Genomic DNA, 23,716 nt, shown 5'->3' with positions numbered 1-23,716 from the left:
GGTCAAACTGGTGCTTGCGGACGCTGGTTTTGTTGAGTTACATCACCTAGGTAATCCTGCATCATGTATAACGGGTTAACTATAGCCTAACAAAGTTACTGGAGTGAATTGAAAATATCTCCATCGCGATTAACCTAAATAAGCTCTGTATTGATATTTTTATTATCTTCAGTACTTAATAATGGGAAATTGGGCATGCAGGACATTTATTTTGAAAAAATTAAGTTCGAGGAGGGAAAATCATTCAGATTGATATATCCAGAAATGCGTAACAAGTTTTTCTGGCATTGTCATCCCGAAATTGAGTTGGTTTATATCGAAGCCGATTCTGGTATCAGGCATATCGGCACCCATGTGTCTACATACACCCATAGTGATTTGGTTTTAATTGGAAACAACTTGGCCCATTTAAACTTTGATTATCGCCTGCAACAGGATTATACCCAAATTGTCATTCAACTCCGTACAGACTTTCTCGGCACAGCTTTGAAGAATGCACCCGAATTCGCAAAAATTTCAGCTTTGTTGCACCAGGCTGACTATGGCGTCGCTTTTCAGGAAAATACAAAGATTAAGATTGCCGAGCTCCTGAAAAATTTGAAGAACTTGGATACATTTGATCAGCTTTTACAGATTATTAAAGTCTTCAGTCTTCTTGCCGAGTCAGTAGATGGACAAATCCTGAACAAAGACCTAAAAAGTAAAGCGTTCCTTTTGAAGGACAAACTAAGGATGGGTGATATTTACGAATATATTGACAAGGCCTACGATCAGCGCCCTGATGTAAATGTAGTTGCTGCTAAAGTGAATATGACCACCCCCGCTTTTTGCCGGTACTTTAAGCGACAAACGGAAATGACCTTTACCGATTTTGTAAACCAATACCGGATCGAGCGGGCAAAAAATTTGCTTATGCAAGGTTATAATGTATTGGAAACTTGTTATGCGGTAGGTTTTGAGAGCCTTTCCCATTTTAACAAACTTTTTAAAACGACAGAGGGAAGAACACCATCAGCATTTAAACGCAGTTCGCGAAGAATCTGATCAATTCGTTTTTAAGTAGAATATTGGACAGTAGGAAAGGCCCCGCTTATAAAATCAACTTTTGGCTGTTGCCTTTACAGAGGTCTTCCCTAGGCAATTGACTGCAAGGGTCGTTAAGTTATGAAAATTATTTAAATTGCAATGTGGATAATCAGAAGGAGAGAAATTTTAATGGAAAAGAATTAAAATCACAGTGGGACCATTTTGTAACGGAGCAAAGTGAAACTTCTTTTAAAGATATCTACAACCACTATTATCATTACTTTTTTTTTATTGGAAGTAAGAAGGGGTTTCATGCAGAGCTCATCAAAGATACTATCAATGAACTCTTCTTGTATGTTTGGGAAAATGCTCCAAAATTGAACCAGATTAATCATCATCATAATTATTTAACGACTATATTTCTACGTAAACTGTTGAAAAATGAAGAGACGAATGCCGATGATGTTTTTTCCATTATAGATCTTCCTGAAGCATTCATTGTACCATCATCCGAGTCATTACATATATATAATAGTGTAATTGAGCAAAAAGCAGATATATTGAAAAGTTTTGTAAATAAATTGCCCAGCAAACAACGTTTAATGATTTATCAGAAGTTTTATTTAGGTATGTCTTATCCTGAAATTGCATTGCACAATGAAGTTTCTATTAATACGGTTTACAACACCGTATATAAAGCCATATCAAAGCTTAAAACCGATTTAGGGCCGGCTGGACGGTTAATTTTGTTGATAATCGTAGTTTTCATACTCTGTTTTTTGTTTTTTTTTTAAATAGAGTAGTGAAAATCTGGATTTCTTCACTCTATTGTATATAAAGCGATAGAATGGATCCGGAAAATATAAATTCGTTGTTGAAAGACGAATCTTTCATCAATTTTTGCACTGAAAAGAACGACAATGACGTTCGTTTTTGGTTAAAGCATATCGAGGATCATCCCGATGACCGATATTTTATTAATGAGCTCAAAGCTTTAGTAATTACTTCAGGCATTGAAGCCTCCCGGCAAGAGGCTCAAACTCAATTCGATAAATTACAAAAACTGATTTCTCGGCAACCGTTTTCAAGAAAGAAAAAACTTATATACTTCAATCCATGGGCTCTGACCGCTGCCATGGCCGCAATCGTGTTAGTGTTCTTGGCATTTGGCGTATTTTATTTGAAATATAAAACGCCTAAAAGCAACTATGTCTTTAATCGATCTCATGATATTTCCCCCGGTGGAAACAGGGCGTTATTGACATTGGCTAATGGTCGCAAGCTTGATATTACCCATGCAAAACCTGGTTTGCTAGTTGATGAACCAGGCTTTCGAGTCAGAAAAACGGCCGACGGGCAACTAGTATATCAGGTTTCTGAGCGTAAAGACAATGATGCCAACCTCGGCAAGCTTAACACAATTGAAATACCCGCCAAAGGCCAGTTTATGATTGTCTTACCAGACGGAACTAGGGTTTGGCTTAATGCGAAAACGACATTAATTTATCCGGCAGTTTTTGACCAGGCAGTAAGGAAAGTCGAGTTGAACGGAGAGGGATATTTCGAAGTGGCTCACCGTATAAATCCTATTACCGGGAAACGTTTGCCGTTTATAGTAAAGTATTCAATTGACCAGGATAAAAACCTTGACCAGGAGATTGAAGTACTGGGCACTCATTTCAATGTCAATTGCTATGCCAACGAACCTGCAGCCGTTACTACCCTGTTGGAAGGTAGCGTTAAGGTCAGGAAAGCCGCTGCCAATAGATCCTCCGGGGCATTGCTTAGGCCGAATCAGGAAGTGGTTAGCAGTAAGACAATTTTTCAGGTTAGGAATGCTGACATTGAAGCGGCCATAGCCTGGAAGAACGGTGATTTTGTTTTTAGAGAAGATATCCATAGTGCTCTCAGAAAGGTAGCGCGCTGGTATGACGTGGACATTATATATATGCAGGATGCACCACAAGATTTAGCACTCGGCGGGTGGATATCAAGAAAAAACAATATTTCCGAGGTGTTGAATATGATGGAATCAACTGGAAAGATTCACTTTAAACTTGACGGAAGGAGGGTATTGGTGTCCAAATAAGTATCTAAATTTTAACAGTAAAGCCAAGAGTGCTGCAAACACTCCTGGTCTTTAGCTGTCTGGCATTCCCTAGTAATTAAACTACAGTTAAACCTGCAAAACGCTTGCGTGTGGAAACAATAACGTTTTGCAAAACCAAACAAGACAAATGTATACAATTTATACTATTGGTGTTGTCGTGCCCCAACGACAGATCCAAAAAATTTTGCAAGTTATGCGATGGACCACATTGATTTTGTTACTTGGACTTCTTCAGGTAAATGCGGCCTCGATGGGTCAGCGCATTACGCTGAACAGGCAAAATGCTTCGCTTGAGAGCATTCTAAAAGAGATTCATCGGCAAAGTGGATATGATATTGTTTATGATCTGCAACTGATTACAAAAGCTGAACCAACTTCGCTTACGCTCAAAGATGCGACATTACCCCAGGCACTACGCGCGGCATTGGCAGATCAGCAGCTGTCCTTTGAAATTGACAATAAGACGATAACCATCAAGGAACGAAGCCTATTGGAAAAATTAAAAAATATCCTGCCCACAGCTGTTGATATACGGTGCGTGGTCACCGATAGTCTTGGCAACAATCTACCTGGGGCTGTGGCCACAGTTCGAGGAACCAAAAAAAGCTATATTTCTGATAAGAATGGGGAATTTACCGTTTCAGATGTTCCTGAAGCGGGCCTAGTTCTATCCGTGACGTATATCGGCTATCAATCGCAGGATATCTATGTTGACCGTTCCGATAAAATTCCTCACAAAATCATTTTAAGATCAACAATGACCCGCCTGAACGAGGTCAATGTGATTTATGACGGTTATACCAAAATATCAAAGGAACGTGCTGCGGGTGCATACGCAGCAATATCGCACGATGAAATTCAATCTACTCCGAGTGCCAATTTGATGGAACGTCTAATTGGTAAACTTCCGGGTGTGAATTTTGATGTCCGGAACAACAAGATACAAGTGAGGGGGGTAAATGAATATACGACTGCCGGTAACCCGCTTATTGTCGTAGATGGTTTTCCTTTAATTAGCAGTGATGATCAGCCGGGAATTACTAAAGCAACCGGAGCTGTAACAGGTAACGCAATTATAAATCGTTTTAATCCGGATGATATTGAACAAATTACGGTTTTGAAAGATGCTTCAGCTACATCTATTTGGGGATCAAGGGGGGCCAATGGGGTAATTGTTATTGAAACCCGTAAAGGAAAGAAAGGCTTGCCGCTCATCAATATGAATTATACATATGGTGTGTCCCAACGTCCGAGCCTCAAAAGCTTGGCGTGGATGAACAGTAGCCAATTCATCGACCTGGAACAGGAAATTGTTGATCGGGGGTTAATCACTGACCCTGCGCTATCCACCGGATCCAGCGCGTTGTATGTTGCTAACAATAGTGAGGCTACGGAATGGATGTTTCGTGTAAAACGAGGAACAGCAACAGTAGCGCAGCGCGACGCTGCCTTAGCGGAACTCAGCTCACACAATTCACTTGATCAGATTGACCAGTATTTATTACAGAACAGCATCACTCAGCAAACGAACATCTCTATCTCTGGTGGCGCTGAAAATACTGTATATAGTGTTTCTGGTAATTATACACGCAATCAACCTTTTTACAAGAACAATTTATCAGACAATTTCTATTTAAACTCCAATCTCTCCTCTGGGCTATTCAGAAAAAGATTGACCTTTAGGACGGGGCTGAACGTTCAGTATGATAAGTATCGTTATAATGGAGCAGCAGTAGACGCTCTATCTACCACCACCACCTCCCTGCGGCCCTATGACCTGCTGGTAGACGGAAATGGTAATCGTATTCAACGAACCATAATTTTCAGGCAGTCTATTGCAGATAACTTTACAGCACAGGGTTATTTGCCATTTGGCTATAATGCGCTGGATGAATTGAATTACTCGAATTCGATCAATAAATCAACAACTATCCGGCTAACTGCTGGTCTTAACGGGAAGATTATAGATGGATTAAACGCTGATATCTCATTTATGAGTCAACGCCAGCTGAATAGCATTGTCACTGTCAATGAACTTAACAGTTATGCCAATCGGATCCAGCTGAATACCGGAACGGTAGTTAATAGCGGAAAATTGGTTTATAATATCCCTTATGGCGGAACCTATTTTGAAAGCAACCCGGACGCTTACGATACTGGTGTGAGGGGCCAGCTCAACTACGATCATACTTTCAGGTCAGTGCATCAACTGACGGCCCTAGCCGGCACAGAAATAAGAGAAACCGGTACAAATACGACATCATCCACCCGTTACGGTTATAACCAGGATGCTAATTCCATTGGCAGCTTTAATCCAAGCGTTTCCTATATGACATTATATGGGTACTCGTCGACATTAGGAAATAATCTTAGCGGCATTTCCGCTACTAAAAGACGGTATTTATCCTATTATGGTAACGCTGGCTATAGTTATGACAATAAATATTTCGTCACCGGAAGTATCAGGTTTGATGATGCCACGCTGATTGGCGTTGACAGAAGCGTTCGCGCCAAACCCTTTTGGTCTGCGGGGATACGATGGAATGCGGACAAAGAAAACTTCTTAGCAAAAGTTGAGTGGCTTTCGGGCTTGGCATTCAGGGCATCTTTGGGGACCAGCGGTACCATACCAACATTAGGGTCAAACGTTACCTTGTTGTCCGTGAGCAATTCTTCAGACAGCCGAACCGGATTAACAACTGCGTCCATAACTACACCTGCTAATAGTACCTTAAGTTGGTCAACTACCCGTCAATTAAATATTGGGACAGATTTCAGTTTATTCAAAAGCAGGCTGATTGGAAGTTTTGATGTTTATACTAAAAAGACGACAGACATCCCAAGACCGCTGCCTTATAATCCGACTTATGGCTGGTCTAGCCTGACGTACAATACTGCTACTTTAAAAGGGCACGGTATTGATCTGGGTGTAACCGGGGAAATACTGCGATTTAGACAATTCAAATGGAGCTCTACTTTGAATTTTTCTTACACTACAAATGAAATTGCAGACGAGCGTTACGCTAACCAAACATCAAGTTTATTGACCAATTCTACTTATGTAAACGGACTGCCGATCGGTGCATTATTTGTTTATAAATGGGCCGGCCTTGATAAATTAGGTGAATCTCAGATTTATGATCGAAATAATAACATTGTAAGCAGTACCGCATCCACCGCGAATTTCACCAGGGAAGATCTAAAATATGCAGGTGTTACCTATGCCCCGTACTCGGGTGGCTTTTTTAATACATTTACCTTTGGCCCCTTCGCAGCAACGGCTCAAATAAACTACTACTTCGGCAACGTATTTATGCGCCCGTCCATTACTTACAACAACTATCCTTCTAGTGGAAACTCTACCTTCTATGGTTCTATTGGTAAAGTTGAGGATTTGGCGTACCGGTGGCGGCAACCCGGAGATGAAGCAAATACGAATATACCTGGCATAGCTAACTCAAATTATAATAGTATATACCGCTACCAGTATTCTGATGTCCTTTTGGAGAAGGGGGATCATATCAGATTACAGCAAGTAAGTTTAGGATATAGCGTTCCGGACAAGTACCTGGCCAAGACTATCATTAAAAGTTTATCCCTAAGCGGGAATATTCAAAATCTGGGGATTATCTGGCGCGCAAATAAGCATAACCTGGATCCTCTGTATATCAATAACGGTAATTACTCGAATCTCCCTCCAGCAAAGAGTTTTTTATTGCGCTTGAACGCTTCATTTTAAAATTATGAAAAAGTTTATATACACCTTGGTGGCTGTCCTGTCATTGGCCAGTTGCCGCAAGTATGTTGAAATCAGTCAGCCAGGTATCCGCACACCAAAATATACCAGCGATTACCGTTACTTACTGGACAACGCCTCTATTTTTGAGGGTAGCTTTGGTTACCCTATTCTACTGGGCGATGATACAGAAATAAACGATGCTACCCGACAATCTAATATTTCGACCATATGGGGGAATGTCTACACCTGGAGCGAGGCTTATGTTCCAGAATCAATAAGTGACATCGATTGGGATAAATTGTACAATATCATTTACAACTGTAACGTGGTGATCAACGGTGTGCTCAGTTCCGATGGCGGATCTGAAGCGCTGAAGCAACAACTCTACGGAGAGGCTTTGGTACATCGTGCCAACTGTTACCTTATTTTGGTTAATCTTTACGGTAAGCAGTACAATGCTGGTACGGCTGCCTCTGACTTAGGCGTTCCATTACTGACCACGCCAGACCTTTATGCCAATTTGAAACGTGCACCTGTTGCGTCCGTATACGAACAAATAACAAAAGATTTAAAACAATCTTTGAAGGCATTGCCAAGATTGCCGGACTATAATAACCGGCCCTCTAAAGCAGCAGGATATGCGTTACTGACAAAGACCTATCTTAACCTTCGTGAGTTCGGACAGGCCGGTCTTTATGCTGATAGTGCCCTTGCTATACAAAACACACTGTTGGATCTGAAAACGTTCAATTCCTCACCGGGAACTGTTCCCAAGAGACTTGCAGATCCTGAAGTGATTATGTCTAAGATTGTCAACGGAAGTTATACCGGCATCCCTATCAGTACTGAAGTGCTGAATTTGCTTGGGACAAATGATTTGCGTTATACGCTGTTTACAAGGGTAGGAACCTCATTTGGCGTCTTCAGTTCTTCCTTTACAGGAAGGGGATATTGGCGTTACACGCTTAATGGTGAATATGTCATCCAGACGGGTCCCTCAGTGCCAGAGGTTATGCTTACAAAGGCGGAATGCCTTGCACGTGCCGGCAATACAATAGATGCCATGGCTATAGTTAATACCCTACGTAAAAAACGTTTTTTGGATGCAAATTATGCTGAACTTTCAGCGGCTGACGCAAACACTGCACTAAGAATCGTAATTGATGAACGGAAACGAGAATTTTTTGGTAAAGGTCTGCGATGGTTTGACCAGAAACGTTTAAATGCTGATCCTGCATTTGCGGCTGCTAAATCTAGGGTGTTTAAAGGGATAACTTACACCCTAGAGCCTAATAGTAACCGTTATTTGTATCCTATCGGACAAAAATATATTCTTCTAAATCCAGAAATTGAACAAAACCCACGATAAGCGTACCATGATTAAGTTTTTCCTTCCAATGTTTATGTTATTATTCACCTGTGCCGTAGCACAGGTGAATAATAACCGCTTATCTATAAGCCCCCAGAAACCTGTTGCCGGTAAATCTCTGATATTAATTTATGATAAGGACTACAGCAATCTGGACAATACCAAGCCTGTAAAAGCAGCACTTTATCAGTTTATAAACTATCATTGGCAAACAGATACAGTTTCATTAGCTCAAAGAACTAATGAATTCAAAACAAGTATTGATGTAAGGCCAGGTACATCGTTTATAGCCGTAAAATTCTATCAGGGCGATTTGAAATCGCCTGACAAATTTGACAACAATAATGAACTTGGTTATTCCATACCGATTAGCGACAAAAAAGGCAGAAACTTACCAGGCGGCGCGCTGGCACAAGCATTATTAATGCTTCCCGGCTACAGTGGTGGAATCCCCGGATATTTTAAGAGTGATAAGGTTAAAATGTCGGCCGATTCCCTAAACAGGCTATTGGGACAGGAGTTGCAGCAAAAAAACAGTTCTCCGGTAAAATATGTCCATGCGTATCTGGCTCTACAAAGGCACATCCAAGGTAATGAGTTTAAGACAAATGCACCTGTTTTGCTGGAAAGATTGCTGGCTTTATCAGAGTTATCTGAACAGGATATGTCCGAAATTTACCGTGTTTACCAATATGAACTTAGAGATAAAGCGAGGGCGGATCAGCTTAAAAATAAGCTTATAAATAAATTTCCTACAGGTGAATTGGCCCGATTCGATGCCTATCAACAAGTCGTCAGTAACGGAGGTAAAAACGAACAACTCATTGCCCGGTGTGAACATTTTTTGAACACCTTTCCTATAGCTGAATTTAGAAGAAACCCCAGCCAGCAAGGATATATCTACTACGAAGTCTATCGTCTCCTTGCCACAGCTTATTTTGATAGCGGCAATTACTCAGCCTTGCTACGTCTAAGAAGCGATTGGGACTTTAAAACTGAGAATGAAGTTTACCGCTGGAATCTTGAGCGTGCTTACATGCTGAAATCTGTCCCCATATTTACCTTGCAGCCCTTAGCAGACAGTATTTTTAATGACCTGCTAAAGAAGGAACAGGATAATTCTTATCGTACTGATTTTGATCAATCAGAGCAAGCCCAGGCAAATGTGAGCAAGCAGTTGACTCTTCGGATAGCTAACCAAATCGAAATCCACTATGCGAGCGGGGATTATCAGGGAGCTGAACGTTATTATAAGCTGTTTAAAACAGCAGATCTATATGCAAGCGCTGATTTAAACGCAATTCATCTGGATTTGCTGGACAAAACAGGTCAGTCACAGCTTATCGGCCATTTACTGGAGGAAAGTGTTAAAGCCAATTCGGTCACACCGGACATGTTTATCCGGCTTAAGCAGATTTATACAAAAATGAATGGCAGTGAAGTTGGTTATGAACAATACTTGGCTTCATTGAAGTCATCCAATGAAATTGCGGACCTGAAAGAATATGTGCAGGCGCATATGATGACTAGGGATATGATGCCTTTCGCTTTGGAAGACCTCAACGGGCAGTTGGTGCGGTCGAGTGACTGGGATGGTAAAATTGTGGTCCTCGACTTTTGGGCCACCTGGTGTCGCCCATGTATTATGGCTTTCCCCGGTATGCAGCTTACCGTTGATAAATATGCCAAAGACCCACTAGTTGATTTTTATTTCATAGGCACCTCACAATCGGGAGATTACAAAAAGAAAGTTAAAGATTTTATTAAACGAGAAGGCTGGCGTTTTAAAGTTCTGCATGATGGCATCAATCCGAAGTCCGGAGAACAAAATGCAGTTTTCTCTACTATCGCCCCCATGTTCAATTCATCGGGCATTCCTCGAAAAATAATTCTTAAAGACGGCGTGATCCGGTACAGCACGGAAGGGTATTCAGGAAGCCCAAGCAAATTAGTGGACGAATTATCCTACGCTATAGACAAGTTAAAAGCAGAAAAATAATGTTATTCAAAAAAATAATCATCGTTGCCGTATTAATTACAGGATTTCCTTTCGTGATGGACGCGCAAACTACTGGAAGGGATAAGCTTAAGGAAGCCTTAAACGCCATCAAACTGAATTATGTAGACTCAATGAGCGAGCAAACTTTGGCCGAGGCAGCGATAAAAGGCATGTTTACCACCCTGGATCCCCACTCAAAATATATTAGCAAAGATGAAGCGCTGGAAATGAAAACAGCGATGCGAGGGAACTTTGTTGGAATTGGCATAGAATATATGTTACAAAACGATACTGTTTACCTGACGCAAATACTTCCTGACGGACCTGCAGAAAAAGCGGGTCTCATGACTGGTGACCGGATAATTAAAATCAATAATGAAACGGTAGCCGGCTCGCAACTGACTAATATGGATATTCTGACAAGAATCCGCGGGCAAAAGAATACGTCCGTTAAAATTGAATTATACCGTCCGATGGCAAGAAAAGTGCTTTCCTATGAGATCCCACGTGGGGCTGTTGCGGATCATTCTGTAACGGCGGCATATATGCTCAGTAGCCAAACAGGTTATATTGCAATACGCATTTTTAGCCAATCTACGCGTAATGAGGTCGATCATGCACTGATCAAACTCAAAGCATTGGGCATGAAGCAGCTGGTCCTTGATTTACAAGGGAATGGTGGAGGATATGTGGAAGCTGCTTTGGGAGTTGCTGATGAATTTCTAAAACGTGATCAGCTCGTGTATTACACTGTTGCACAAGACAGAGGCAAAGATTACTATTATGCTTCGGCGTCAGGAGCATCCTGGAACGGCCCAACCGTGGTACTCATTGATCAGTCAACAGCATCAGCTAGTGAAATTTTAGCAGGTGCATTGCAGGACTGGGATCGGGCAGTTCTGGTAGGCAGGCGAAGTTATGGCAAAGGACTTACCCAAAGGCCCATACCGCTTTCTGACGGTTCCGTCCTGGAGCTGACCGGTGGCCGCCTCTTCACACCCGCAGGCAGATCTGTTCAAAAACCATATAAAGGGATTAATTACCAGGCGGACATCAGTAACCGGTATGCGAGTGGGGAATTATTCAGAGAAGTCTCCGTAAAGCATGCAGATTCTTTGAAATTCAAAACACTTCTTAACAAACGGACTGTATACGGTGGAGGTGGTATTACACCCGACAAGTTTGTTCCTTTGGATACGTTGCAAGATGCATCATGGCTTAGATCGGTTGCGGCAGCTGGCTTGATCAACGATGCATCGTGGAAAATAGCAGACGCTCGCCGTCAGCAAATCAAAAATATCTATCCTGATATTCAGGCATTCGGCGCGGATTATATGGTGCCTGGAAATGTAGTTAATGAAGTAGTCCAGGCAGCCGGTCAAAAAGGCATTAAACCGCCCGGTGCCAAAAATAAAAAACAGTTACTATACCTCCTTTCACTTGAAATCAAGGCCCAGGTAGCAGGACAGGTATTCATGGGTAAGGAAGATTACCTGAGAATTATAAATCAAGAAAATACGAGTATCAAAGAAGCCCTTAAAATCCTTCAAGATACCCACCGATATACTGCTTACTTGCAAAGTAAGCCTGTCGATAGTGTTGATCAGAAAAATTAATTGTTAACGACAAATTATAATACAATCCAAAAATGAAAATAACTGCTCTTATCATAAGCGTTTTATTATGTACATCACTTTGGTGTTCAGCCCAGCAGGGCTACACGATTCACGGTAGCATTGGCAATTTGAACAAACCGGCAAAAGCCTATCTTTCCTATAAAAACGGCGAAGTAAGAATCATTGATTCAACCTATATTACCGGTGGAAAATTTGAATTTAAAGGAAAGGTAAATTCAATTAAAGAAGCAGTTGTTCGGGTGAAGCATGACGAAGCATCTGAAGATCCGACGATGAGGCCGGTATGGGATCTATTCCCATTTTTTATTGAAAATAAGGAACTAAGCATTGTAGCAACTGATTCTATTAAAAATGCAAAGATAGCTGGGTCAAATTTGCATGAAGAGAATGTCCGTCTGACGGCATTCCTAAAACCTATTTACGATAAGTATACTGTCCTGAACAATGAATATAAGAGTAAAAATCCTACTGAGCAATCAGATGCTGCTTATGTTCAGTCGCTGGAGAAAAGAGCACATGAGATCGAGGAAGAAACCGTGAAGGCAAAACAAAATTATGCGCTTGCTCATCCAGATTCTTATCTTGCCATCGTCGCTTTGAGTTCAACTTTGAAAGAGGGCTTTGATGCAGTTGCAGCCGAAAAAATATATAATAAACTGAGCTCTGAGGTAAAAAGCTCAGAACTTGGTCAGGCATCTTTGAAAAGAATTTCAGAATTCAAGAAAACACAGGAGGGAGAGTTGGCCCCTGATTTTACACAGAATGATGTGAACGGCAAGCCTGTAAAGCTATCTGATTTCAGGGGGCATTATGTCTTGGTTGATTTTTGGGCATCATGGTGTGCTCCGTGCCGAAGAGAAAATCCCAATCTGGTAAAATCTTATGATCTGTTCAAAAACAAGGGGTTTAAAATACTGGGTATATCGCTAGATAAACCGACGGACAGGGAGAAGTGGCTGAAAGCTATTAAAGATGATGGCTTGACCTGGACACAAGTTTCCGACCTGAAGTTTTGGAAAAATGAAGCAGCTCTTCTTTATAATGTTAACGCTATCCCTATGAATTTTTTAATTGATCCAAGCGGAAAAATAATAGGTAAATATCTCCGTGGTGACAATCTAACAAATAAATTGAAAGAGATTTATAAGATAAATTGATCTACTGCTTTAAGCTGAATCACGCTGATACTTCAACGGCTTTTATCTCATCAATGGTCGCGCAAGCCAATCAAGCAGATGCCATGATGATGTCCAAAAGTTAACCAGTTGGCATCTGCTCAGGGCTAAAGTATTAGGTGCCATTCTAATTGGCTGAAAAATTAAGACAATTTTTAAGCTGAGGTAACCTTGATTTCTGGATGTTAAAAAAGTACGTCAATGCCGATTTGTTAAAAGAGTCTGTAAAAGGGCTGCTTTTCAACAGATATGATTTTACAGATTGGATTAATATGCCGGTTATCTATACTGACTAACATAAGTCATTTCAAAAAAACATACATCAAATGAATAAGTTAATAATAACCCTCATGTTTACTTTATCAAGCACCTTACTTTGCGCACAAATATTAACTCCTGTTAAATGGGCGTACGCAGCAAGAAAAATCAGTAATACTGAAGCCATAATAATGATTAAAGCTACTATAGATGTTGGTTGGCATATCTACTCTCAAAATGTAGCCGATGGTGGACCAGTCAAAACGACTTTCACTTTCTCTGGTAACCCCAATTATCGTTTACTTGGAAAAACCTTGGAGCCAAAGCCTATTACCAAATACGAAAAAGCGTTTAGCATGAACTTAAGTTACTTCGAACGTTCGGTGGTATTTCAGCAAAAAGTAAAGTTAAGTAGAACCGGCCCGATTACGGTTAAAGGCAGCCTGGAGTACATGACCTGTAACGATCAAAAATGCCTGCCACCTGATAATGTCGAGTTTACCGTGCTTATCAAATAAGGCCATCTTAAAAGAATGCTATCTTGTGCCAGTGCACCGCTCAATAGAATCAGCGTTTCTACTGTCGCAATCTATTTGTGTTTTTGATCTGTATACAATAGGTTTGAGAGGTGACAATGCCGACGCTTCCTTCTCATCGATGTTATTCGGCGTAAATATGCGGTCCTTTCATATCACCGACTGGGCCTGATTTTTATTTTAATATCGAAAGAGTAATATTATGCCACAAAGTAGGCAAGCCTCTCATCTTGATCGATCGGACATGCTTTGGCAAATTGCCGAAACATGGAAGCCCATGCTTGGGCAGATAGGACAGTGCGCCTATTGATGATGTATGTATGATTCAGCATTGTGCAGATGATAAAGAAATTCTTGCCCGAAACCGAGTACAATATACTTTTAAATTTAGTAGCAGAAGGATAAATATCATACGATATCCAGGCGTTACGAATTGGCAGTCATTCACAGCGCGTTTGCGTTCTACTTGATCCAATAACCGAGCAACTTCTGGTGACCCAGGGCGCCGTCTTTGAGATACTCTTTTATCTCAATATCACCAGCGTGGATTAAGCGGCTATAAAAGATCTTCTTCCTCGTTTTTAAAATAGTTTAATTATTCAGCAAAGCACCTTTGAAGAGGGTGCTTTGCTATTGAATGAGCACACAAGTCCGGTTCTTGAACAGATTCAGATAGAGCCTTACAATTCATCTTACCGTTTCTCCCTGAAAACAGAATTAATAATGACCCAAATGTACTTTTCGCTTAAAATAGATCTGCGGAAAATTACAGAAAACATTAAATGCTATCGGTTAAATTTAATTGTTCTTACTTCTCAAGACCGATTTGTGTGAAAATTGAGGAAGCGCTGATTAACCTATAGCTTATGTTGTTCAACAGTCTGCATCTGTTCACTTCAATTATGGAGTAGCTTATTCATAACCACATTTCCATTAGCATCGTCAGTTAAGTAAAGCGAGTAAATTTTGCCTGCTATTAAATCTGTAAAATTAAATGTGCCTACGCTATTCTTGGATGTCAACCCAACGACCTGTACAGAGAGATTGCCCGGTGAAACAAATTTGTAACCAGTTGCCAGATCGCGAACTAGAGAGCTGGAATATTCGTCTCCGTTAGTGTTCTTGATAGTAACAATATTCGGCGCCTTATCACTCAGATGTATAAATTTAATCTTCACCAGTCCGTTATTGGGTGAGCCAAGGTCATCCTGGAAATTCTTGACGCGTGCGTTTGAACCTGAACCCGCCAAATACACCGTGAAATTCACACCATTGTCGGTATATATGGACCCTGACGCGTAAACGGAATTCGTGCCTGCATTTTTAAATTCCGTAATCATATTCTTTCCCGAAGGGACATTGACATATGCCGAAGCATCCATGTAATTTAGTCCGCTGCTGATCAGCACATTCCCGGCAAGCGTGAAAGTTTGCGGGCCGGCAGTTGCCGAAGCATTCACTACTTTAATGTTGAATTGACCCGAGTCATCGATATCGTTTTTCTTGCATGAAGAAAAAGCTATGGCTGTTAGAAGGAAGATCAAAGCAACAACTGGTCTTTTAAAAATTTCTTTTGTGTTCATTTTGTTCTGAGTTTTTTTATCTATTGATTTTGGTTTCTTAATTACAAGTATTTTACCTTGATTTCTACGCGTGGTTGTTTTCTTAGGTCAACCTTGAAATCATCAAAAGAAGGCTTTTTTAATTTTTCCATGTAGTAATTCGAAAAACCGAATCCCTCCTTTGGTACCCGGATCAGGTTTTTGTCAATCTTTCCGTTGGCGTTTTCGTCGTCAAGCAGGGTAATACCATATATACCGGCTTCCATATTGAACTTAACGGTCATCACGCCTTTATCAAGTCCTTTTTTATCAAAACTGAATTTCTTATAAGGTATTTCCTTATCATAATCTGCCTGATCCTTAAAAACATTGATGATGATATTGCCTTTAGAGGATCGGATACCCATGATCTTAACGGGTTGCGATTGGCCCTGTACATAATCGGCAGAGAAGATCATTAGCATACCAATCACAAGGTTTATGCTTTTTAGTGTTATCATTTTCATAGTTTTAATATTAAATTCGAGACGAAGGTATAAGCCCATTGCAAAGGCTGAACATTCAAATAACCTGAACCGGGCAATCTGATACCTGAACGATCAAAACGCCTGCTTGAAAGAAGTATTAAGGTTGCTTGTGGATTCCGTAGCCTTAAAATTGTTGTTTGAAAAAGTTGCTATTAATAAGTGCCTTTAACATAGTATCTATGTTCATTCAGGCTGTATTTTGTCCGCTTCAGGGAGTTCTTGGTTTATGTAGTATTATCTATTCATTAATTTCGCCCGCATGCAGGATGAATTGCCATTAAAACGATTAGTACGCCTGACCTGGTTACAGGCTGTAATCATAGGGTTCATATTTTATTTGGTTGCATCCAATACTGATCGCCCGATACACCACTTGATTGCCTATACTGTTCTCACCATGACCGGCATTTTATTGGTTGGATATTCGGACATTTCTTTAATGCTGGTCTTAGGAAAAAGAGTTTCGATAAGATCGAAAAGATTCTCCTTCCTACGTCGCTTTTTAACTTACCCCGTAAGTATCATCATTTACCTTGTATTGAGACCTGCATTCGGTTATATCGATGGCATCAATTGGTCATTTTGGGACCTAGGCTCGTTTGCTGCGTTTGTGGGTTCTGGGATAGTGATCAATACACTTATCACACTTTTGCATGATTCGGTCTTATTGTATGAACACAAATTACGGAGCGAATTGGAGGTTTCCCAATTGAAGGCCGTCAATGCGGAAGCCATGAACCTTGCACTGAAGCAGCAGATTCATCCACACTTTCTGTTTAATGCATTGAATACACTGAAAGCGCTCTATCATAAAGACACTCACATAGCCGACGACTACATCGTTCATTTGGCTAATTTTTTAAGGGCATCTATTTGTCATCAAAGTGTCCATGTCTCCAAATTAAAAGATGAGGTAGATTTGTTGCTTGATTATTTTGAAATGCAGCGTATTAGGTTTGGTGAGGCGCTGCATTGTAAAATTCTTCTTCCCGCAGAGGCCTTAGATTGTTTTTACCTTCCTTCATTTTCCTTACAGCCACTGTTGGAAAATGCGATTAAGCATAATAATTTTACGGTAGAGGATCCGCTGGACGTCGTCATCGAACAAAATGGCACATGGTTACTGATCAGCAATCCAATTCAAAAAAAGAGAATAAAAGTAGCATCAACCAATTTTGGCCTAGCCAATCTCGCCGAGCGGTATAAACTTTGGTCGGGAGATGATATTATCATCGAGGAAGAAAACAACATATTTTCAGTTAGTATCAAATTGTTGAATCATGAACATCGTAATTATAGAGGATGAAGGAATTGTTGCAGATGAACTGGAAATTAATATCCGTGAATTGATTGACGAGCCAGTTGAGATTACCAAGCTCAGATCCGTGAAGGAGGGTACGGCTTATCTCAAGTTCCACGAGGCCCCAGATCTTATATTTAGCGACATCCAATTGGGTGACGGATTAAGCTTTGAGATATTCATTAACGTTCCGCTTTCGGTTCCCATAATCTTTTGCACTGCTTATGATGAATATGCATTGGACGCTTTTAAAACAAATGGCATAGATTATATATTGAAGCCATTTACTAAACGAACCCTTGAGACTGCATTACAAAAGTACATGCAATTGAAAAAAGTCTTCTCCAGAGATCAGACGCCTCAATATGACGCGCTCATAAAATTGATCACTGCAAAAGAAGGACAACCTGCAGCATCTATCTTAGTACACCATAAAGACAAGATAATTCCCATAAGCTTGGACGACATCGCCATGTTCTACCTGGAGAATGAGATTATCCACCTGCTTACATTCTCCGGTCAGACATTTTACCCAAATAAGAATCTGGACGAGTTAGAACATTTATCCGGCTCTTCTTTTTTTCGGGCAAACCGGCAATATCTTATCTGCCGCAAAGCGATCATTGATGTCAGTAACTTTTTTTCTAGAAAACTTTCATTGAACCTGAAAATATCATACCCCGAGAAAGTGATCATCAGTAAAGGTAAAGCCTCACAATTCTTAAACTGGCTGGCCAAAGGATGATCCGGTGATGACGATCTCCTTTAACTATCTAATGATCATTTGCCGTATCGGTTAAATTCTTCCAGGCTGTTTCGGGTTTGATTTTGCCCGTTTCACTGAACTTTACTAAAAAAATACTACGTTCTCGCTGCAACTTTGACTCAAGTAACCAGCCTGCCAGGTGCAGGCTTAATTAAAAAAGTCAAACATTAGGAATTATGAAAAGGTCAGTATTTTTATTATTAGGATTAGTTGCATTAGCATTTAAGGGATTTAGCCAAACCAGTCCGGAAAATCTGGGTCGACGCGGAGGCTTTCTGAGCAAAATGGAGTTCGGCCTGACCGCGGGCGGAAATGCCAGTAATTTTACCAACGCCAATTTTCCAACAGACCCGCTTCCTGGGTTTCAGGGTGGACTTACAGTCGCCTACAAGTTCACCGAAAATTTTATCGTGCAGGAAGAATTTCTATATACCATGCAGGGTGCGAAAGTGAAAGGTGGCTTACTGGGTACCCGTGACGTTAAGTTATCTTACGCTGCCATTCCTATCTTATTAAAGTATCGTACCAGTTCGGGTTTCTTTGTAGAGGCTGGTCCACAGGCCGGTTTTAAAATAAAAGAAGATATAGGCGGTGTCACCGATGCAAAATTCTTTAAAAAGATCGACTTCGGTATGATAGGCGGTATAGGGTATAAATCGAATATCGGGTTAGGTATAGATGCGCGATATGTTTACGGGCTACAAAAAGTTCAGGAAATTCCATCTACTGTTTTAGGCGACTTCAAAAACAACAGTATCCAGGCAAGCATTTTTTATGTTTTCTAATCAAAGATTGTTTCACCGATTGCAGACAGGATGACGCGCTGTCATTTTATATGACGATCACCTAAAACCTTATTTCAGCGAATCGCTCCATAACTTTGATTAATCATAAGAAAGCAAGCTTCAAGATGATATAGCTAAACAAATATTGCTTTGCAACGTGCTTCTTGGACCTTTATTAAATTTATTGGTCAACTTTTATAGAATTAAGTAAACTTGCAGAAACATGGAGAAGTCATGAATGACAGCAGGGAACAGATAATTAACGTTGCGGCAAACCTTTTTATGCAAAAGGGATATCGGCAAGTGACGATGCAAGATATCGTTAAAGCGACCGGATTATCAAAAGGGGCATTTTACCATTATTTCGAAAGCAAAGAAGTTGTTCTTAAAGAGGTAGTGAAATATTTTTTTGATAATAACCCTTTTTATGCTGAGGACAGTTTGGTTCATGGCATTACTTTAAAAGACTATTGTGAAACTGTGATTCGCCGGATCTCCGAACGATTGGAAAGGTATGAGAAAGACATTAGTTGTGAGGACAATGTGCTTAGGGCAAATCAATACGTCTTGATCTTTGATGCACTTCGAATCCTTCCAGATTTTCAAAATCATTTTCAATCCCTGCAGCAGCGTGAATTCAAAGCCTGGAAAAGTGTAATTAACAATGCAATAGACAGGCAGGAGATATTTACATCTCTTGATGCGGATATTGTTGCTAAACAATTCATTTATTTAAGTTACGGGGTAGGTATATTGAATGTTATGCGTGATCAAACTGCCCGTTTAATTCTTGAATTAAAAGAACAGTTTTTTGCATTATACGGTACATTATCAAAAAAATAAAAAAATTTTAAACAAAACATACCGACCGTTCGGTTTATAGATTATGGAAACTAAATCAGGTAGTAGTAAGAAATCAAGAAAAACATTAATTATCGTTATCGTAGTAGTGTTAACAGCCGGACTTGGATTATACTTTTGGTTGAGCGGAGGGAAAAGCGAATCGACGGATAATGCGCAATTAGACGGCAATATATTGACAGTCCGGTCCAGTGTAACGGCCTACGTGAATCGTATTTGTTTCAAGGATAATCAATATGTTCAGAAGGGAGATACGCTAATTTTACTTGATACTGTGGTTTTGTTTGCCCGAGTTCAGCAAGCCAAAGCGGCATTGGCAAATGCCCGATCTGAAAAACGAGTGAGTGGAAGCAAAGCTGGAGCAAGTGTATTGAATGCACTTGCGTCCAAAAAACTTGCGGAGTCGAACGATGCAGCGATCACAGCAGCGCGTGCTCAAGTCGATCGTTTGCAAGCGGATTATGTTCGCAGTCAAAAACTTTTCAACATAAAGGGTATCACACAGCAGCAATTGGAAAGTGATAGAACGGAACTGCAATTAGCAGAAGCGCAATTAAAAGAAACGGTAGATAAGCAGCGATCAGCCTTAACCACTGCGAAAAGCCAGCAGGTCAATGCGCGTTCAGATGAAGCACAAATCGGATCAGCTGAGGCGTTAGTCAATCAGCGCATCGCAGAGCTCCGGGTAGCTCAGGAAGACCTCCGTCACGCATCGGTCATAGCACCCTGTGCAGGTCTAGTTACCAAAAGATCGGTTCAGGCAGGAAATTATATCTCAGCTGGTCAGAATCTTTGTGCGATAGTGAGTCAGCAGGATTTATGGGTATCTGCCAATGTAAAAGAAACGCAATTGAAGACTATACGTATTGGACAACCTGTAGAAATTGAAGTCGATGCGTTTCCGGATATGGACCTTGAGGGTGAGGTTATTTCATTTGGTGGAGCAACAGGAGCAAAGTTTGCACTGATGCCACCGGATAATGCTACCGGAAATTTTGTTAAGGTGGTGCAAAGAGTTCCTCTACGAATTGCTTTGAAACCCTTAAAAGATACTGCCGCAAGTAAGATGCTTTTGCCTGGTCTGAGTACCCACGTTAAGATCAAAACGGACTGATATGGCAAGTGAAGCAACAATCAATAAGCAACAAGCTTCTTACCCGACAGGAGCGAAACTTGCCATCTTAGTAGGAACGGCAATCGCTTGTGCCCTACTCGAACTGATCGACACGACAGTGGTTAACGTAGCATTATCAGAGATCAGCGGTAACATTGGGGCCAGTACTACCGAGATCGCATGGATTGTTACTGGCTACGGCATCGCTAACGTCATCGTGATTCCTCTTTCGGCAATGTTTTCGGCCCTTTTTGGACGGAAAGCTTATTTCACTGGATCGGTGGTTGTTTTTACATTCGCTTCCTTAATGTGCGGACTATCCGGTAGCCTTTGGACATTGGTCTTTTGGCGATTTATCCAGGGACTCGGAGGAGGTGGATTACTTTCAACTTCACAATCAATTATTTTTGGTGCCTTTCCTCCGGAAAAGGCCGGTATAGGTACTGCGATATTTGGTTTAGGGGTTATCTTAGGTCCTACTTTCGGCCCTGTACTTGGTGGAGTAATTACAGATAATTTAAGCTGGCACTGGGTGTTTTTCATTAATCTACCAGTCGGTGTGATTGCTGCGATCCTTGCATGGAATTACGTGCCTAACCTTGATGGTGTTGAAAAACCAAGCAGGATGGACTGGTGGGGTATACTGTTTCTGGTAGTGGGACTTGGATCTCTGCAGTATACCTTGGAAGAAGGTGGTGCCCATGATTGGTTTGAAAGCGGGGAAATACTGTTTTTCTTCTTGCTCGCTGTTGTCAGCTTAATTGCTTTTGTGTGGCGCGAACTTAGTATCACTTATCCAGCGGTCAATTTAAGGCTTTACAAAAATTACAACCTGACACTCGGTAATTTCTTGAACCTTATTGTTGGAGCGACAATAAGCGGTTCGGTATTCATCTTTCCCCTGTTCGCCCAAACAATGCTGGGATGGACCGCCACAAAAACCGGTGCATTCCTCATCCCTGGCTCCCTTGCTACCGCAGCAGGAATGCCTATCGTTGCAGCATTACAGAAGAAAGGGATCAACGCCAAAATTTTAATGAGTTTTGGAACGATTCTGATGGGGATCTTTCTGGTATGGTTGTCTTTCGCTTCGCCTGACGCAAGCAGCAATTTTTTCGTCGTCCCTTTTTTGCTGCGTGGGTTAGGTTCTGCTTTTATGATGATGCCGGTTTTGGGTTTATCCGTAGCAGGACTTAGTGGAAAGGATCTTGCCCAGGCGGCAGGCCTTTCCAATATGCTTAGACAGTTGGGAACGGCGGTAGGTATTGCTGTCGTGAATATTTTCCTTAATACGAAAACTGCTCAGGTAAGAAACGGGCTTGTCATCAACCTTAACGAATTTAACGAATTGCTCAACGATCAGCTAGCTGGAATAAGGCAAACTTTATTTACCGCCGGATACTCTCCTGAAGAGTCGACAGCGGGTGCTTATCAATTGATAGCTAATTCGCTAGGCAAACAACAAGCTGTTGTTGCTTACTGTCAGGGCTTCTTCTTTATGGCCATTGTCGTAGCAGCTTGCCTGCCGATCATTTTATTGCTAAAAAATACAAAACCTAATACAGATGCCTCTTTGGGAGGTGGCCACTAAACGTCATGAAAAAAAATATAGGGATCATTCTATTGCTGGCCTTGAGCGGCCAGGCGGCCTTTTCTCAAATAGATCTGAAGATCAGTTTGAAGGAGGCACAGGAACTAGGTTTGAAGAACCGAAGTGATGTAAAAGCTGATGCTTTAAGGCTGGAAGCCTCACGTATAGAAAAGCAAAAAGCAAAACAGGCCTGGTTACCAGAGATTAGTGCCAACGCTAATGTCAGTTATCATCCCCAATTACAAGCTACACTGATACCTGCGGGCTTTGTGCCCGGACTCAACGAGCCTCAGATACTCGCACTAGGCGCGAAAAGCATAAGTATTTACAGCTTAGAACTTAACCAGCCGATCTTGAAGGCCACTTTATCATCTGATGTTAAACTCGCAAAAAACAGTGAAGCAATGGAAGCCGAGAAGAAGCGCGGCAGGGATATCGTTGTCAAACAACAGATCAGTCAGGCCTATTTAAATACACAGTTGAAGGACCTTCAATGGCGCCTCGCTAAGCAGGACGAAAATAGATTCTTTAAGTATTATCAAGTGGCCGAAGGGAAGTTTAAAAGTGGGGCATTGATTGAAAACGAATATCTCCGTGCTAAATTAGATTACGAAAATGCTTGTCATCAAACGACGACCAGTTTGCAGAGTCTTGGATTGAGTATCAAATCCCTACGTTATGAATTGAACGTTGATACGCTTGTCAAACTCATCCTGACAGATTCGATAGATGTAAACCCTGTGGTGCTGCCTGCAATTCAGGAGGATATTACGCTGGCCCGTAACAGGACGGAGATCAAGCAACTTCAGCTTCAACGGGAAGCGGATGAGCTTAACGAAAAAAAGCAACGTCAGTCCGTGATGCCGGTTATTTCCTTATATGGAAATTACGCTCAGCAATTTTTAAATGGTAATTTTAATTATGATTACAGCAATTCCAGGTGGTGGTCGCCATTTAGCTCCGTAGGCTTAAAATTAAGTCTTCCGATCACAGGGCAATTGACTAATCGTACCAAAGTTCAGCAAAGCCGTCTCCGTTCTCAAGAAACAATCTTGCGGCAAGAGCAGCAAACCGCCAAGGTGAATTACGAGATCCGTCAAAGCACAACAGAAATTGCTAATGCCATACAAAATGTAAGACGTGCGGATAATAGCTTTAAATTGGCACAAAGGGTTTATGAAAATCAGGAAAAGCAACTTGCCTTAGGCGCTTTCAGCTATGATAGTTTACTTAATACAGAAAGTTCCGTGCTTAATGCCGAAAGAAATTATATTAAATCTGTATACGACTATTTTATATCACGGCTAAATTATGAAATTGCTATCGGAGGGTTATAAGTTCAAGATTGGCTCAGACAAGTC

Annotated in this window: 18 protein-coding genes; 16 read left to right on the top strand and 2 right to left on the bottom strand. The window is 41.1% G+C overall.

Features of this window, described 5'->3' with window-relative positions; translation table 11 throughout:
* Nucleotides 1–150: 150 nt before the first annotated feature.
* The 9 genes from ABDD95_RS19070 to ABDD95_RS19030 all read left to right on the top strand — a co-directional run bounded on the left by ABDD95_RS19070 (nucleotide 151) and on the right by ABDD95_RS19030 (nucleotide 13,831).
* On the top strand, nucleotides 151–1,044 hold the full coding sequence (locus ABDD95_RS19070; RefSeq protein ID WP_345948944.1) for an AraC family transcriptional regulator: 894 nt from the start codon (nucleotides 151–153) through the stop codon (nucleotides 1,042–1,044).
* 143 nt (nucleotides 1,045–1,187) lie between these two features.
* Nucleotides 1,188–1,820: a sigma-70 family RNA polymerase sigma factor gene (locus ABDD95_RS19065; protein WP_345948943.1), complete on the top strand. Its 633-nt coding sequence runs from the start codon at nucleotides 1,188–1,190 to the stop codon at nucleotides 1,818–1,820.
* Nucleotides 1,821–1,873: 53 nt separating this feature from the next.
* A complete protein-coding gene (locus ABDD95_RS19060; RefSeq protein ID WP_345948942.1) occupies nucleotides 1,874–3,115 on the top strand; it encodes a FecR domain-containing protein in 1,242 nt (413 codons plus the stop codon).
* A gap of 148 nt (nucleotides 3,116–3,263) precedes the next feature.
* Nucleotides 3,264–6,875, top strand: a complete 3,612-nt coding sequence (locus ABDD95_RS19055; RefSeq protein ID WP_345948941.1) for a SusC/RagA family TonB-linked outer membrane protein — start codon at nucleotides 3,264–3,266, stop codon at nucleotides 6,873–6,875.
* Nucleotides 6,876–6,879: 4 nt separating this feature from the next.
* On the top strand, nucleotides 6,880–8,244 hold the full coding sequence (locus ABDD95_RS19050; RefSeq protein ID WP_345948940.1) for a RagB/SusD family nutrient uptake outer membrane protein: 1,365 nt from the start codon (nucleotides 6,880–6,882) through the stop codon (nucleotides 8,242–8,244).
* A 7-nt stretch (nucleotides 8,245–8,251) separates the two neighbouring features.
* Nucleotides 8,252–10,243 carry a TlpA disulfide reductase family protein gene (locus ABDD95_RS19045; protein WP_345948939.1) on the top strand — a complete coding sequence of 664 codons (1,992 nt, stop codon included), beginning with the start codon at nucleotides 8,252–8,254 and terminating at the stop codon, nucleotides 10,241–10,243.
* The gene (locus tag ABDD95_RS19040) at nucleotides 10,243–11,859 is read left to right on the top strand and encodes a S41 family peptidase (protein WP_345948938.1); all 1,617 of its coding nucleotides are present in this window, start codon (nucleotides 10,243–10,245) and stop codon (nucleotides 11,857–11,859) included. The genes ABDD95_RS19045 and ABDD95_RS19040 overlap by 1 nt, the downstream gene beginning before the upstream one ends.
* A 32-nt stretch (nucleotides 11,860–11,891) precedes the next feature.
* Nucleotides 11,892–13,037, top strand: a complete 1,146-nt coding sequence (locus ABDD95_RS19035) for a TlpA disulfide reductase family protein (RefSeq protein WP_345948937.1) — start codon at nucleotides 11,892–11,894, stop codon at nucleotides 13,035–13,037.
* A gap of 344 nt (nucleotides 13,038–13,381) precedes the next feature.
* Nucleotides 13,382–13,831 carry a protein-disulfide reductase DsbD domain-containing protein gene (locus ABDD95_RS19030; RefSeq protein WP_345948936.1) on the top strand — a complete coding sequence of 150 codons (450 nt, stop codon included), beginning with the start codon at nucleotides 13,382–13,384 and terminating at the stop codon, nucleotides 13,829–13,831.
* A 914-nt stretch (nucleotides 13,832–14,745) separates the two neighbouring features.
* Here the strand turns inward: ABDD95_RS19030 and ABDD95_RS19025 are convergent.
* Nucleotides 14,746–15,432 carry a DUF4397 domain-containing protein gene (locus ABDD95_RS19025; RefSeq protein WP_345948935.1) on the bottom strand — a complete coding sequence of 229 codons (687 nt, stop codon included), beginning with the start codon at nucleotides 15,430–15,432 and terminating at the stop codon, nucleotides 14,746–14,748.
* 41 nt (nucleotides 15,433–15,473) lie between these two features.
* Nucleotides 15,474–15,917, bottom strand: a complete 444-nt coding sequence (locus ABDD95_RS19020; RefSeq protein WP_345948934.1) for a DUF2141 domain-containing protein — start codon at nucleotides 15,915–15,917, stop codon at nucleotides 15,474–15,476.
* Between the two features lie 280 nt (nucleotides 15,918–16,197).
* On the opposite strand from ABDD95_RS19020, the gene ABDD95_RS19015 reads away from it, so the two are divergent.
* The 7 genes from ABDD95_RS19015 to ABDD95_RS18985 all read left to right on the top strand — a co-directional run bounded on the left by ABDD95_RS19015 (nucleotide 16,198) and on the right by ABDD95_RS18985 (nucleotide 23,692).
* Nucleotides 16,198–17,244 (top strand): histidine kinase, encoded by a 1,047-nt coding sequence (locus ABDD95_RS19015; RefSeq protein ID WP_345948933.1) that lies wholly within the window; start codon nucleotides 16,198–16,200, stop codon nucleotides 17,242–17,244.
* Nucleotides 17,219–17,983: a LytTR family DNA-binding domain-containing protein gene (locus ABDD95_RS19010; protein ID WP_345948932.1), complete on the top strand. Its 765-nt coding sequence runs from the start codon at nucleotides 17,219–17,221 to the stop codon at nucleotides 17,981–17,983. The genes ABDD95_RS19015 and ABDD95_RS19010 overlap by 26 nt, the downstream gene beginning before the upstream one ends.
* Before the next feature lie 197 nt (nucleotides 17,984–18,180).
* Nucleotides 18,181–18,789 carry a porin family protein gene (locus ABDD95_RS19005; RefSeq protein ID WP_345948931.1) on the top strand — a complete coding sequence of 203 codons (609 nt, stop codon included), beginning with the start codon at nucleotides 18,181–18,183 and terminating at the stop codon, nucleotides 18,787–18,789.
* 213 nt (nucleotides 18,790–19,002) lie between these two features.
* Nucleotides 19,003–19,632: a TetR/AcrR family transcriptional regulator gene (locus ABDD95_RS19000; RefSeq protein ID WP_345948930.1), complete on the top strand. Its 630-nt coding sequence runs from the start codon at nucleotides 19,003–19,005 to the stop codon at nucleotides 19,630–19,632.
* Nucleotides 19,633–19,675: 43 nt separating this feature from the next.
* Nucleotides 19,676–20,764 (top strand): HlyD family secretion protein, encoded by a 1,089-nt coding sequence (locus ABDD95_RS18995; protein ID WP_345948929.1) that lies wholly within the window; start codon nucleotides 19,676–19,678, stop codon nucleotides 20,762–20,764.
* Nucleotide 20,765: 1 nt separating this feature from the next.
* Nucleotides 20,766–22,355, top strand: coding sequence for a DHA2 family efflux MFS transporter permease subunit (locus ABDD95_RS18990; protein WP_345948928.1), 1,590 nt, complete (start codon nucleotides 20,766–20,768; stop codon nucleotides 22,353–22,355).
* A 5-nt stretch (nucleotides 22,356–22,360) separates the two neighbouring features.
* Nucleotides 22,361–23,692 carry a TolC family protein gene (locus tag ABDD95_RS18985; RefSeq protein WP_345948927.1) on the top strand — a complete coding sequence of 444 codons (1,332 nt, stop codon included), beginning with the start codon at nucleotides 22,361–22,363 and terminating at the stop codon, nucleotides 23,690–23,692.
* The last annotated feature ends 24 nt before the right edge of the window (nucleotides 23,693–23,716 follow it).

The organism is Mucilaginibacter sp. PAMB04274 (assembly GCF_039634385.2).
Lineage (GTDB): Bacteria > Bacteroidota > Bacteroidia > Sphingobacteriales > Sphingobacteriaceae > Mucilaginibacter.
Note: the sequence above shows the minus strand (reverse complement) of the source record. Positions and strands in the feature narration are given on the sequence as shown.